The sequence below is a fragment of the Achromobacter sp. MYb9 genome (assembly GCF_002975275.1).
In the GTDB taxonomy this organism is placed as follows: Bacteria; Pseudomonadota; Gammaproteobacteria; order Burkholderiales; family Burkholderiaceae_B; genus Achromobacter.
This window is the reverse complement of record NZ_PCOQ01000036.1, coordinates 1-12,722: the sequence shown is the minus strand read 5'-3', so window position 1 is coordinate 12,722 and position 12,722 is coordinate 1. Positions and strand designations below refer to the sequence as shown.

12 protein-coding genes are annotated in these 12,722 nt (G+C 65.2%); 4 read left to right on the top strand and 8 right to left on the bottom strand.

Annotated features, from left to right (window positions below):
- Window positions 1–5 precede the first annotated feature (5 nt).
- The 4 genes from CQ050_RS29110 to CQ050_RS29095 form a co-directional block, all read right to left on the bottom strand.
- A complete protein-coding gene (locus tag CQ050_RS29110; protein ID WP_105560315.1) occupies window positions 6–1,283 on the bottom strand; it encodes an MdtA/MuxA family multidrug efflux RND transporter periplasmic adaptor subunit in 1,278 nt (425 codons plus the stop codon).
- Window positions 1,284–1,420: 137 nt separating this feature from the next.
- Complete coding sequence (gene zapD / locus CQ050_RS29105) at window positions 1,421–2,173, bottom strand: cell division protein ZapD (RefSeq protein ID WP_105560314.1); 753 nt, start codon at window positions 2,171–2,173, stop codon at window positions 1,421–1,423.
- Window positions 2,174–2,245: 72 nt separating this feature from the next.
- The gene (gene coaE, locus CQ050_RS29100) at window positions 2,246–2,863 is read right to left on the bottom strand and encodes a dephospho-CoA kinase (protein WP_105560313.1); all 618 of its coding nucleotides are present in this window, start codon (window positions 2,861–2,863) and stop codon (window positions 2,246–2,248) included.
- A 19-nt stretch (window positions 2,864–2,882) separates the two neighbouring features.
- Window positions 2,883–3,740: an A24 family peptidase gene (locus CQ050_RS29095; protein ID WP_105560312.1), complete on the bottom strand. Its 858-nt coding sequence runs from the start codon at window positions 3,738–3,740 to the stop codon at window positions 2,883–2,885.
- 192 nt (window positions 3,741–3,932) lie between these two features.
- Here CQ050_RS29095 and CQ050_RS29090 point away from each other — a divergent pair, with 192 nt between their 5' ends.
- A complete protein-coding gene (locus CQ050_RS29090; protein ID WP_105560311.1) occupies window positions 3,933–4,703 on the top strand; it encodes a copper resistance protein NlpE N-terminal domain-containing protein in 771 nt (256 codons plus the stop codon).
- A 200-nt stretch (window positions 4,704–4,903) separates the two neighbouring features.
- On the opposite strand, the gene CQ050_RS31260 is transcribed toward CQ050_RS29090, so the two are convergent.
- The 4 genes from CQ050_RS31260 to CQ050_RS29070 form a co-directional block, all read right to left on the bottom strand.
- On the bottom strand, window positions 4,904–5,284 hold the full coding sequence (locus CQ050_RS31260; protein ID WP_105560310.1) for a response regulator transcription factor: 381 nt from the start codon (window positions 5,282–5,284) through the stop codon (window positions 4,904–4,906).
- Window positions 5,285–5,410: 126 nt separating this feature from the next.
- Window positions 5,411–6,265 carry a pantoate--beta-alanine ligase gene (gene panC, locus CQ050_RS29080; protein WP_105560309.1) on the bottom strand — a complete coding sequence of 285 codons (855 nt, stop codon included), beginning with the start codon at window positions 6,263–6,265 and terminating at the stop codon, window positions 5,411–5,413.
- A gap of 36 nt (window positions 6,266–6,301) precedes the next feature.
- The gene (locus CQ050_RS29075) at window positions 6,302–7,192 is read right to left on the bottom strand and encodes a ScpA family protein (RefSeq protein WP_105560308.1); all 891 of its coding nucleotides are present in this window, start codon (window positions 7,190–7,192) and stop codon (window positions 6,302–6,304) included.
- 16 nt (window positions 7,193–7,208) lie between these two features.
- Window positions 7,209–7,397 carry a DUF3460 family protein gene (locus CQ050_RS29070; protein ID WP_050447026.1) on the bottom strand — a complete coding sequence of 63 codons (189 nt, stop codon included), beginning with the start codon at window positions 7,395–7,397 and terminating at the stop codon, window positions 7,209–7,211.
- Between the two features lie 98 nt (window positions 7,398–7,495).
- Here CQ050_RS29070 and CQ050_RS29065 point away from each other — a divergent pair, with 98 nt between their 5' ends.
- The 3 genes from CQ050_RS29065 to CQ050_RS29055 all read left to right on the top strand — a co-directional run bounded on the left by CQ050_RS29065 (window position 7,496) and on the right by CQ050_RS29055 (window position 11,984).
- Window positions 7,496–8,950, top strand: a complete 1,455-nt coding sequence (locus CQ050_RS29065) for a DHA2 family efflux MFS transporter permease subunit (protein WP_105560307.1) — start codon at window positions 7,496–7,498, stop codon at window positions 8,948–8,950.
- Window positions 8,937–10,472, top strand: a complete 1,536-nt coding sequence (gene glpK, locus CQ050_RS29060) for a glycerol kinase GlpK (RefSeq protein ID WP_105560306.1) — start codon at window positions 8,937–8,939, stop codon at window positions 10,470–10,472. Before CQ050_RS29065 ends, glpK begins: the two co-directional genes overlap by 14 nt.
- 349 nt (window positions 10,473–10,821) lie before the next feature.
- A protein-coding gene (locus tag CQ050_RS29055) for an IS3 family transposase (protein ID WP_233214355.1) occupies window positions 10,822–11,984 on the top strand; the annotation gives its coding sequence in 2 pieces (ribosomal slippage) (window positions 10,822–11,092 and window positions 11,092–11,984; 1,164 coding nt in all).
- Window positions 11,985–12,722: the final 738 nt, after the last annotated feature.

The window sequence follows — 12,722 nt, the reverse complement described above, 5'->3', positions numbered from 1 at the left end:
TCGGCTTACTTCGACGCAGGCGTGGTGCCGGCAGGCGCACCTGCCCCAAGCGTCTTGTCGCGGGTAGCGGGTATCACCGCGGCGCCGCCCACCACTTCCACCTTAGCGCCAGCGCGCAAACGATCGGTGCCCTCGGTGACGACGCGATCGCCCGGCTGCAGGCCTTCATTCACGGCCACCATGCCGCTGTTGATGGCGCCCAGCTTCACCTGGCGGACCGCGACGGTATTGTCGGGCTGCACCAGGAATACGAACGCGCCGGCCGACCCCTGCTGGATGGCCGCGGTGGGGATGGCGGTCACGTCTTTGCGCGTCAGCACATGCAGCCGCACATTGACGAACTGGTTCGGAAACAGCGCATCGTCCGCATTGTCGAACTTGGCTTTGAGCTTCAGGGTGCCAGTGGTGACGTCAATCTGGTTATCCAGCGTCTCCAGCACGCCCGTGGCGATGCGGCGGGTATCGGCGCGGTCATAGGCGTCAACCGCCAACGTCTTGCCGGCGGCGATTTCGCCGCGCACTTCGGGCAGCTGGGTTTCGGGCAACGTGAACACCACCGAAATCGGCTGGGTCTGCGTGATCACCACCAGCCCATTGGTGTCGGCGCTGGACACCAGGTTGCCACGGTCCACCTGGCGCAACCCCAACCGGCCGCTGATGGGCGCCGTGATGCGCGCGTAGTCCAATTGCAGTTTGGCGTTGTCCACGTTGGCCTGGTCGCTCTTGACCGTGCCCTCGTACTGGCGCACCAGCGCGGCCTGGGTGTCGACCTGCTGCTTGGCGATGGAATCCTGCTTGAACAGGGCCTGATAGCGCTGCAGGTCGCGCCGCGCATTCTCCAGCTGGGCCAGGTTCTGCATCTGGGTGCCGCGCGCCTGGTCCAGGGCCACCTGGAAGGCGCGGGGGTCCACCTGGGCCAGCAGATCGCCCGCTTTTACGCGCTGGCCTTCCTGGAATGCCACGTCCACCAGTTCGCCGCTGACGCGGCTGCGCACGGTAACCGTGTTGTACGCAGTAACGGTGCCCAGGGACTTCAGGTAGATATCGATGTCCTGCGTGACGGCGGTGGCGATGCGCACCGGCACGGCCAGATTCGCCATCGCGGCCATCGGAGGCCGCGCCCCGCCCGCCCGTCCACCCGGGCCGCCAGCCGCGCCGGTCTTGGCCGACGGCCGCAGCGCCAGCCAGGCAACGCCCGCCACGACAAGCACCAACACCGCCAATCCGGCGATGCGGCGGCGGGTCCAGCGAGAAGGGGGAGAAACAGGACGACTATCGGACATGGAAACGGTTCCGGCACTGACGGAGAAAGCCGTATTGTCTACTAGTCGGTCGCCTTTTCTATCATTGCGCGCCCCAGTTGAAACTGGCCGCAACAGGAATTGCTCTCAAAAACGCGTATCCCCGCGACAACGGCGGGTTACGAGCTGCAAAGCGTCATTTGGAAGGCGACGTCGCGGGCAACTTGCTGGGGCTTGAATTCGCCGTCTTGCGTGGAAAAACGTATCCAGATCATGTACTTATTGGCACTGATCTCGGGAAACACGCCTTGGGTCGGATCCAGCCAGACACGCAGCAACTGAAATTGCTTGCCGCCCAGCATCTGCTGGTATGCGCCCTGCTCGGCCACGATATCGGTCTTGCGGCCAGACTCGCGCAGCAGCCGCAGCGCCAGCGTCAGACCGTCATACAAAGGCAGGAAGGGCGACACCCACGCCTGCAGGTCCGCGCAGCGCGCGGCTTCGGTCTTGTTCTGCCAAGCAAAATAGGAAGGCATGTCCACTTGCGTGGCGCTGCCCGGCACGGACAGCCGGCCGCGCAAGCTGGTCAGCCACTCGTTTTCGCGCAGCGATTGGCCAGTCTTGCCTGGCGCGGCCAGCGCGCTGGCCACTTTTTCCAGTTCGCGCAGCATCGCTTCCAGCGCGTCTTGCGCCACGCCGGGGTGATCGCGCAGACCCACCAGCGCCATGCGCTGGCGTTCCAGGTCTTGCAGCACCGCGCCTTTCACGTCGGTGCGTTCGCACGCGTCGAGCAGATCGAAAAGGGAAGTGACGGCAACCTGATGCTGGCGTGAATCCCCCTCGCGGGCAAAGAAGAACAACCTGTCGAACAGGTATTCCAATCGCAGGTAGGCGCGGATGCGCTCATTGAAGGGGTATTCGTAAACAATCACGCTTTTTTACAGGCCCTATCAGTGGTCGGCCGGCAAGCCGAGGGATTCAGGGGTGCCGGCCAAGCGATTCGCTTACCGGCCCGTTGTGGTCGCCAGCGTCAGCCAGCGGTCATGCAGGGTCTTCGCCTGCGCGCGCAATTGTTCCGGTGATGTCGCGCCGTCGTTCACGATGACGTCGTCCGCAACTTCCAGCCGGCTTGCCCGCGCAGCCTGTGCCGCCATAATACGCCTGATGGCGGGCCCCGTCAGCCCGCTACGCGACTGCACGCGCGCCACCTGCGTTTCGGGATCGCAGTCCACCACGCAGATACGATCCACGCGCGTGCGCCAACGCGCCAGCGACTCCACCAGAAGGGGCACCACAAAGACCAGGTACAGTCCGGTCGCGGCCGCCGCCTGACGCCGGGTTTCTTCCGTGATGGCGGGGTGCAGCACGGCTTCCAGCCGCAGCCGCGCTTGCGGATCCGAGAATGCGCGCTCACGCATCCATTCGCGGTTCAATGCGCCGTCCGGCGTCAATGCCTGCGGTCCGAATTCGCGTTCGATAGCGGGCATGGCCGCACCGTTGGCGGCCGTCAGCGCGCGGGCGATCTCGTCGGTATCGACCAGCGTCGCGCCCCATTCACCCAGCATGTCGGCCACGCGGGATTTTCCCGAACCGATGCCGCCCGTCAGACCGATCTTGAACATGATGCCCTTCCTTTCTTGCCTAGCGCATGAATTGCCATAGCCCCTGCTCGCCGCCCAGCAGCAGCATCACGATGCCCGCCAGCGCCAGATAAGGGCCAAAGGGCAGCGGCTGCCCGCGGCCGGCGCGGCCCGACATCGTCAGCAGGCCACCGATCAGCACGCCTACCAGCGAGGCCGCCAACAACACCATGGGCAGCGACTCGACGCCGAACCACGCGCCCAGCGCCGCCAGCAACTTGAAATCGCCATACCCCATGCCTTCGCGCCCGGTCAGCAGGCGGAACACATGGAAGATAACCCACAGGAACACGTAGCCGGCCACCGCCCCCACCACCGCCAGCGGCAAGGTCGTGAAGGCGCCGAACAGGTTGACCAGCAGCCCCGCCCACACCAGCGGCTGCGTCAGCGCGTCGGGCAACAGGGTGGATTCGAAGTCGATCCAGGCCAGCGCCACCAGCATGGCGGACAAGCCCATCGCGAACAGCGCGACGGGCGTTGCGCCGTAGCGCCACGCGCAGGCGGCGAACAGCCCGGCGGTCAGGATTTCGATGGCGGGATAGCGCCAACTGATCGCGGCATGGCACGCGCCGCAACGTCCGCGCAGCAGCAGCCACCCCAGCACCGGCAGCCGGCGCCAGCCGACCACGGGCGCGTGGCACGCGGGGCAATGCGATGCGGGGCGAAACAAGCCTTCGCTGCCGTCCGGACGTGCGCGGCCCACGGCGTCCAGGCATTGGGCCTGCCATTCACGTTCCATCATGCACGGCAAGCGGTAGGTCAGCACGGTCAACCAACTGCCGATGAATAGACCGGCCAGCGCAGCCAGCCCGATGAACGCGCCCAACGGCATGCCGAAGGCGTGGTGCACGCTGCTCATTGGCCGGCCCGACGCACGCGTTCGCCGGCGTTCCTTGCACCGCGAATGGTCGAAAAGCAGACGGCCCGACAAAGGCCGTGTCGTAATTTGTGCATAAAGTGCAGACAACACCCAAGAGTGGCTAAGGGAACGTATCGAATCTTCGCATAAGTGCGTAAAATCGGAGACAGACCAATTCACGGATAAGCTGCCATGACCGCCCGCGTCGACATCGTCACCCGATCCCGCAAACTCAGCGTCATGGGGCTGCTGCTGGCCGGTACAGCACTCGGCGCCGCGGGCTGCGCCCAGCAAAAAACCGAAGGCTATTACGACCCCCCGGTCGAAAGCACCGTGACCGACGCCCAATACCAGGGCTCGGGCGCGGGTTACCGTAGCGTCATTCGCGCCCCGTCGCAGGTGCAAATCGCCCTGAAGCCCGACGCCCGCAAGCCACAGAACCAAGCCTCGCAAGCCACGCCAGCCGGCCAGACCACCGAAGACGGCCAAACCGTGCCCGAAGGCGCCGATCGCGCCGCGCAATCGTCGGCCGCCACGCCCGCGCCTGCGCCCGCCGCGCCCAATGCCGCCGTGCAAAGCCTGGTGCCGCAACCGCAAACCTATATGGGCACGCTGCCCTGCTTTTCGCCCGCCATGCAATGCACGGCGCAGCGCGTCACGCTGACCCTGGCGCCCAACGGCCGCTGGCGCGGTCGCACGGCATACCTGGAAAGCGACCCCAAAAAGGGCCCCGCCGTCACGGAACAGGGCTGCTGGGACGCTACCGACGAGCGCCCGCCGCGCGTCATCCTGATGGACGGCAAGGGCAATGCCCGCGCGGAATTCGTGGTGGCCGCCAACAACGTGCTGCGTGTGCGTTCCATCGCCGGTCAAACCCCCAACCTGAACTACAACCTGACTCGCCAGCCGGATCTGGATCCGATTGACGAGCTGGCCAAGGCCCAAGCGCCCCAGTGCCCGTGATGGCTTCGATGGTCTCGATGATCTCGATGCCTTCGACGGTTTAAGCGCCTGCCTGCCCTCGGGCATCGATTCAATACCCACCGGCCCTGGCGAACACGACGTTCGCCAGGGCCGGCGTCGTTGAAGGGTCGTGACTCAGGGTCGTGACTGCACGGGCCGCCACTGAACATCACTGCCGAAGGGGTTCCTTCGCGGACACCTCATCCGGAATCAGGATCAGGCGGCTTGCCGGCCGGACACGGACCGTAGGCGGGCGGCGCAGGCGCATGCAGCACATGCCGGGGCGTCCATGGCGGGCCCGCGTGGGCTGACGGTTTGCCGCAAGCCGCCACGGCATTGAGGATGGGAGACGCCCCCGTGCGCCCGTGGGCGCATAGCTGGCAGGCAAGCTGCATGGCATTGCGGGCATCGAGCTTTTCGAAGATACGGGCACGATGGGCTTCGGCGGTGCGCAGTGAAATGCCCAGATCAATGGCGATGACCTTGTTGGGGCGGCCGGCCGCCACATAGCCGACGATCTGCCGTTCGCGGGGTGTCAGCGCGGAAAGCACCGCTTCGAAATCGGGACGGGGAGCTTGCATGGGCGACTCTTTTTGCAATGTAGGATTACATCAAGTCTGCCCGGCCGCCACAGGCGGCGAAAGCTGGCAAATCTGTCAGGGGTCGGGACGACGCGGTATCCGCGCGCCCCTGCCTGCATGGAACGCTCAGACCGCGTAGGTCAGTTCCAGGTTATCGATCAAGCGGGTGGCGCCCAGCTTGGCTGCGGCCAGGGCCACGACGGGAACGCCAGCCTGCAGGTCGGCGGCCTCGGGGCGCTTCAAATCCTGCTGACGGCGCAACGCCACGTAGTCCACCTTCCAGCCGCGCAGGGCAAGGCGGTCGGCGGCATCGCGTTCCAGGGCCAGCGCGTCGCGCTCGCCTTCGGCCAGCCGCTGGCCGATGCGCTGCAGTTCGGCATACAGCGCCGGGGCCTCGGCGCGTTCGCCTTCGGTCAGGTAGCGGTTGCGCGACGACAGCGCCAGGCCATCATCGGCACGCACCGTTTCGTGCGCCAGCACTTCCACCGGCAGCTGGAACTGGCGGCACATGTTGCGAACCACCATCAGCTGCTGATAGTCCTTCTTGCCGAACACGGCCACGCGCGGCTGCACGCATGAAAACAGCTTCAGGACCACCGTGCTGACGCCCTCGAAGAAACCGGGCCGGAATTCGCCTTCCAGGATGTCGCCCAGATCGTCGGGCGGCTGCACGCGGTAGTTCTGCGGCTCGGGGTACATCTCGCGTTCATTGGGCGCGAACAGCACGTAAACATCGCGCGCCTGCTCCAGTTTTTCGATGTCGGCCGCCAGCGTGCGCGGATACTGGTCGAAGTCTTCGTTGGGGCCGAATTGCAGCCGGTTCACGAAGATGCTGGCCACCACGGGGTCGCCGTGCTGGCGCGCCAGTTTCATCAAGGACAGGTGGCCTTCATGCAGGTTGCCCATCGTGGGCACGAACGACACGCGATTCTGGCCGCGCAGGTGATCGCGCAATTCCTGGATGGTATGGACGACTTTCAAGGGGACTCTCCGGGGTTGGGGGCAGCCCGGTCAGGATCAGGCCGCGACCGCCGCCACGCTGGTGTAGGCCAGGCGCACGTAAATGGGAGCATAGGGCTCCGCCTGCGTGATTTCCAGCAGGGATTCGCGGGCCAGCTCAAGCATGGCGATGAAATGCACGACGACCACCGCCGCGGGCGCGCCTTCGCGAACGCGCTCCATGAAAAGGTCGCCGAATTCCATAAAGCGCACATCGTTCAGGCGCCGCAGGATGTGCGTCATGTGATCGCGCACGGACAGCTGTTCGCGCGTGATGTGGTGATGCTGATTCAGCTTGGCCCGCTTCATGATGTCGGCCCAGGCCTGGCGCAGGTCGTCCACGCTGACTTCGGGCATCATGCGTTCGACGCTGAGGTCGGCCACGGCCTGGCTGCTGACGAAGTCGCGGCCCAGCTGCGGCAGCTTGTCCAGCTTCTGGGCGGCCAGCTTCATCTGTTCGTATTCGAGCAGGCGGCGGACGAGTTCGGCGCGCGGATCTTCGGGCTCTTCGCCGGTGTCGGTCTTTCTGACCGGCAACAGCATGCGCGACTTGATCTCGATCAGCATGGCCGCCATCAGCAGGTACTCGGCGGCCAGCTCCAGGTTGGTGATGCGGATCTGGTCCACATACGACAGATATTGCCGCGTGACATCCGCCATCGGGATGTCCAGCACATTGAAGTTCTGCTTGCGGATCAGGTATAGCAGCAGGTCCAGCGGCCCTTCGAACGCCTCGAGGAACACTTCCAGCGCGTCCGGCGGAATGTACAGATCCGTCGGCATCTGGAACAGCGGCTCGCCGTACAGGCGTGCGAACGCCACGCTATCGACGGTATCGGGCGTGCTGTCCACGGGCGGCTTCACCAGCTTGGCCAGCGCCTCGCCCGGGACGGAAGGGTTTTGGGACATGTCTGCCGCAACGGGATCAGTCTGCCGAATACACGTAGGGTTTTTGCGGCACGCGGGCCGCGCGGAAGCCTTCCAGCAGTTCCGAGTCCTGCGGTTTATCCCAAAGACGGGCGCGGCCTTCGCGCTGGCGCTCTTCGGTGCCAGGGTGCGACTGCTTGAAGTCTTTCAGGAAAAGGGTGATCTCGGATTCGTAGTTGGTCGCCATGACACCAATTTCAGTGGGTTTCGGATCCCAGGAGTTTACTTCACGCCGGGCAAACCCCCGGCGTTACAATCGTCAGGCACCCAACGTCCCCTCTTGCCATGTCAGCAGAATCCGCAGCAACCGCCCACCCCGCTCCGCCCTCGAACCCGGATGCGTTGCGCGCGGCGCGCATGATTCCCTTCATCGTGGGCTGTGCGCTGTTCATGCAGATGCTGGACGCCACCGTCGTGGCCACCGCCCTGCCGGCCATGGCCCGGGCCCTGGGATCCACGCCCGTCCGGCTGAACGTGGCCATTACGTCTTACCTGCTGTCCGTGGCCGTCTTCGTGCCGGTCAGCGGCTGGGCGGCCGACCGCTACGGCGCCCGCCGAGTGTTCGTGGCCGCCATCGGGCTGTTCACCCTCAGCTCCGTCGCCTGCGCGCTCTCGCAGGACCTGCCCCAGCTGGTCGCGGCCCGGATCATCCAGGGGATGGCGGGCGCGATGATGGTGCCGGTGGGGCGGATCATCCTGCTGCGGACCGTGCCCAAGCAGGATCTGCTGAAAGCCATGTCTTTCCTGTCCATCCCGGCGCTGCTGGGGCCGGTGATCGGACCGCCGTTGGGCGGTTTCATGGTCACCTATATGTCCTGGCACTGGATTTTCCTGATCAACATCCCGATCGGCGTCCTGGGGATCGCGCTGGTGCTGCGCTATGTCACCGAAATCAAGGAAGAAACCGCGCCGCGCCTGGACTGGCTGGGCTTTCTGCTTAGCGCCGTCTGCCTGGCCGCGCTGGTCAGCGGCTTCGAGGCCATTGGCCGCGACGTGATGCCGCTGCCGATGCTGCTGGGCATGATCGCCGTGGGCGCCGCCTGCGGTTTCCTGTATGCCTGGCACGCCCGGCGCATTGAGCACCCCATCATCGACCTGTCGCTGATGCGGATCCCGACGTTCGCCATTTCCACCCTGGGCGGCAACCTGTGCCGCTTCGCCGTGGGCGCCACGCCATTCCTGTTGGCCATGCTGCTGCAAGTGGGTTTCGGCCTGTCGCCGTTTTCCGCCGGCCTGATCACGTTCGCCAGCGCGGCGGGCGCCTTGCTGATGAAGTTCGTGGCCACGCCCATCGTCCGCCACTTCGGCTTCCGCCGCGTGTTGACCGTGAACGCGCTGCTGACCGGCGTGTTCATCATGGTGTGCGCCACCTTCACCCCCGCCACGCCGGTCTGGCTGATGATCGCCATCCTGCTGGTTGGCGGCTTCTTCCGGTCGTTGCAATTCACCGGGGTAAATACGCTAACCTATGCCGACATTCCCCCGGCCAAAATGAGCCGCGCCAGCAGTTTCGCAGCGATGGCGCAGCAGTTGGGTATCAGCCTGGGCGTGGGGGTGGCCGCAGTCACGCTGAACGTCAGCATGGCCCTGCGCGGCGCCGAGACGCTTGCGGTCGGCGATGTCGTTGCCGGCTTCATCGTCATCGGCCTGATGTGCATGGCCTCGACCTTCTCCTTTAGACGCCTTGAGCCACAGGCCGGGGCACACCTGAACGGCGCCAAACAAAGTGACGACGAATGAATTTGTCCTAGCCCTGGACCAGGGCACGACCAGCTCCCGCGCCATCGTATTCGACCGCGAGGGCGTGGTGCGCGGCGTGGGCCAGCGTGAATTCCGCCAGCACTACCCGCGCCCGGGCTGGGTCGAGCACGACGCCAGCGAGATCTGGCACACCCAGCTGGACGTCGCGCGCGAAGCGCTGCGCAACGCCGCCGCGACGGCGGCCGACGTGGCCGCCATCGGCATCACCAACCAGCGCGAAACCACGCTGATCTGGGAACGCGCCACGGGCCGTCCGCTGGCCCGCGCCATCGTCTGGCAGGACCGGCGCACCGCGCCGATGTGCGACCAGTTGCGCCGCGACGGCCACGCCGATTTCCTGCAATCGCGGACCGGTCTGGTGCTGGACGCCTATTTCTCGGGCACCAAGTTGGCCTGGCTGCTGGACCACGTGCCGGGCGCGCGCCGGATGGCCGACCGCGGCGAGCTGGCATTCGGCACGGTGGACAGCTGGCTGATCTGGCAACTGACGGGCGGCGCGGTGCACAGCACGGACCCGAGCAACGCATCGCGCACGATGCTGTTCGACCTGCACGCGCAAGACTGGAACGATGAGATCCTGGCGTTGCTGAAAATCCCCCGCAGCGTGCTGCCGCAGATCGCGCCCAGCAGTGCGGTGGTGGGTAACGCGTTGCCGGAATGGCTGGGCGGTTCGATTCCGATCGCGGGTGTGGCAGGCGACCAGCAGGCCGCCACTTTCGGCCAGGCCTGCTTCACGCCGGGCATGGCGAAAAATACCTACGGCACCGGCTGCTTCATGCTGATGAACGTGGGCGACAAGCCGGTGCAGTCAAAAAATCATCTGCTGTCGACGGTGGGCTGGGGCTTGCCCGCGTCCGGGGCCGACAACTGGACGCCCACTTACATGCTGGAAGGCGGCGTGTTCGTGGCGGGCGCGGCGGTGCAATGGCTGCGTGACGGCCTGGGCATCATTCAGCGCTCGGAAGAAATCGAGTCGCTGGCGGCCAGCGTGTCGGATACGGACGATGTCTTCATGGTGCCGGCGTTCGCCGGCCTGGGCGCGCCGCATTGGGACCCCTATGCCCGTGGCACGCTGGTGGGCCTGACCCGCGGCACCACCCGCGCCCACATCGCCCGCGCGACGCTGGAATCGATCGCGCTGCAAAGCGCGGAGCTGCTGACGTGCATGAACGGCGACAGCGGCATCGCGCTGACCGAACTGCGCGTCGACGGCGGCGCCGCCCGCAACGACCTGCTGATGCAAATGCAGGCCGACCTGCTGGGCGTGCCGGTGGTGCGGCCCAGAGTCCCGGAGTCGACGGCGCTTGGCGCAGCGGGCCTGGCAGGACTGGCAGTGGGATTCTGGTCCGGGCTGGACGAGTTCGCATCGAAGTGGCAGGCAGAACGAACGTTCGAGCCGGGCTGGCCGGAGTCGGTCCGAGACGCTCGAATGGGGAGGTGGAGACAGGCGGTGGAATTGTCTAAAGGGTGGGCGGCTGGGGCGGCTGGGGCGGCTAAGTAGGTCGTTATAGCAACTGCTTGAGGGATGTGGTGGCGGTTGGCGTGGATCTTCGTGGGACGCTCGCCGCCGGGGTCGGGTGGGTGGCGCGCGCCCACGATTGCGGTCCGGAGCCTTCGCTCCGGACGTCCCCGTCGTCATCTTCGTCCAGGCCTGCGGCCTTCCCTTCAGATTCCCTCGGGCGCATCAAGGTTGCGCGCCACCCACCCGACCCCGGCGACGAGCTGCGCCGTCTTGGTTTGCGCGCTGCCGGGCCCCTTATTACTGACGAGATTTGCGGGGCCCGCCTCAAGCGTCTGTAGTGGTCTAATTTTGGTAGACACCCATTTAGGTTGAACCTAGGAGGTGAGTCATGACTAAGATAAAGCGGCGTGCCTTTACGGCTGAGTTCAAGCTTCAGGCAGTTCACATGGTTATGGACAAGGGCCTTAGCGTAGCCGAGGTCTGCGCATCGTTGGGGCTGGGTGAGACAGCGCTGCGGCGGTGGCTGGTCCAGTACAAGGCCGATCGACTGGGCGATCCTGGCCCTGGCTTGCCGATCACGCCCGAGCAACGACGTATCCGCGAGTTGGAGATGGAGCTGCGCCAAGCGAAGGTGGACATGGAGCTACTAAAAAAAGCCTCGGCCTTCTTTGCCCGCGAGCTCAAGTGAGCTTTGCTCTAGTGGCGCATCTGCAACAGAAGGCCTATCACGTTAGCCACATCTGCCGGGTGTTGGGCGTTAGCCGCTCCGGTTATTACGCTCAACGTAGCCGACGGATGCGCCCTAAAGCGTTGCGCGAACAGGTGCATGTGGCCGCAGCATTTAACGCAAGCGGGTCGACCTACGGAAGTCGCCGTATCTCTCATGCGCTGCGGGCCGAGGGTATTGTCATCGGCCGCTATCGTGCGCGCACCCTGATGCGGCAGGCCTTTCTAAGACCCGTCTGGAAGCGTCGGTTCGTACGCACCACAATCACCGATTTAGGCCAACCGACGTTTAAGAACGTGCTGGACCGGCAGTTCGACGTAGACCAGCCGAACCGTGCGTGGGTCACTGATGTCACGTGCATCAATACGGCCCAGGGCTGGCTTCATCTGGCCGCCGTTCTAGACCTGTACTCGCGACGCCTAGTTGGTTGGGCGACGTCGTCAACGACGCATACGCCCGTCGTTCGCCAAGCGCTGGAGATGGCAATCCGCCAGCGACGACCTCGCCGCGGGTTAGTACTGCACTCCGATCGAGGCTTCCAATACGGCAGCGCGGAATACCAGGCAATCCTAGCGGCACATGGCATTGTGTGCAGCATGAGTCGCAGAGCAAACTGTTGGGACAACGCAGTGATGGAACGCTTCTTCCTGAGCCTCAAGGTTGAACGTCTGTGGAAGACCCATTACGCCACCCGTGCAGAGGCTCATCGAGATATCCAAGACTACATCGAGAACTTCTACAACACCCGGCGGCTGCACTCTACGTTGGGATATCTGGCACCGGCCGCCTATGAGGCCCGCCGGCTGCGAAAACAACCGACCTAAGTGTCCACTAAAACTTGACCACCACAGTCCGCGCGGGCGGACGCTTTCTGCATACGCGTTGTCGGGGTGTTGTCACGTTGGTCGCTTACGCGCTTTTGGCGGGTGGTTTTCTATTGGCCCCGCCGTCAGGTGGGGAGGTGGAGCGACGGGTGGCGCGCGGCCAGTACCCGCTTGCTTCGCCCGACCTGTACGCGCGTCACCCGTCTAAAAGGGAGGCCAGCGATTGTTGCGAGCGTCGGCTGAAATTTGCAGCGTTGCGAGGGTTCCTTACGTTGCGTGCGCGCAGCGGCATCGGGGATCGCAAGACGCCGTGAACGCCTCAAAAGGCCGCCCGGGCGGCCGTCCTGAGGCAAGCCCCGCAAGTCCGCTCTTCACAAGCGCGACGCGGCATCATGAACCGCAAGACACCGCCAAGTCCCCGAGGCCGCCCGCGCGGCCGACAAGGGACGACCCCGCAAAATCTTCCAAACCAAAGCCAGCCCAAAGCAAAGCGCAACGATAGCCGCCCACACGCGAAGCGAATCGCGTCACGACGCAAGACGACGCGTAAGCTCCCAAAGGCCGCCCGCGCGGCCGGCCGGGAGCGGGCCCCGCAAGATCATCCACCACCCCACCGCGTGGAGAAGAACCCCAAGAAAACCGCCCGCCCCAGCGATCGGGAAATTGCATTCAACGGAGCCCGGCGCGTCGGTGGCCGGTGGGGCGCGGGGCGTCGATAAGCCCGAGGGAATCCGAAGG

Excerpts from the sequence above, each read along its gene's own strand:
- CQ050_RS29090 (WP_105560311.1), top strand. The coding sequence starts at position 3,933 with ATGACCGCCCGCGTCGACATCGTCACCCGATCCCGCAAACTCAGCGTC.
- CQ050_RS31260 (WP_105560310.1), bottom strand. The coding sequence starts at position 5,284 with ATGCAAGCTCCCCGTCCCGATTTCGAAGCGGTGCTTTCCGCGCTGACA.
- CQ050_RS29075 (WP_105560308.1), bottom strand. The coding sequence starts at position 7,192 with ATGTCCCAAAACCCTTCCGTCCCGGGCGAGGCGCTGGCCAAGCTGGTG.
- CQ050_RS29070 (WP_050447026.1), bottom strand. The coding sequence starts at position 7,397 with ATGGCGACCAACTACGAATCCGAGATCACCCTTTTCCTGAAAGACTTC.
- CQ050_RS29095 (WP_105560312.1), bottom strand. The coding sequence starts at position 3,740 with ATGAGCAGCGTGCACCACGCCTTCGGCATGCCGTTGGGCGCGTTCATC.
- coaE (WP_105560313.1), bottom strand. The coding sequence starts at position 2,863 with ATGTTCAAGATCGGTCTGACGGGCGGCATCGGTTCGGGAAAATCCCGC.
- CQ050_RS29110 (WP_105560315.1), bottom strand. The coding sequence starts at position 1,283 with ATGTCCGATAGTCGTCCTGTTTCTCCCCCTTCTCGCTGGACCCGCCGC.
- CQ050_RS29065 (WP_105560307.1), top strand. The coding sequence starts at position 7,496 with ATGTCAGCAGAATCCGCAGCAACCGCCCACCCCGCTCCGCCCTCGAAC.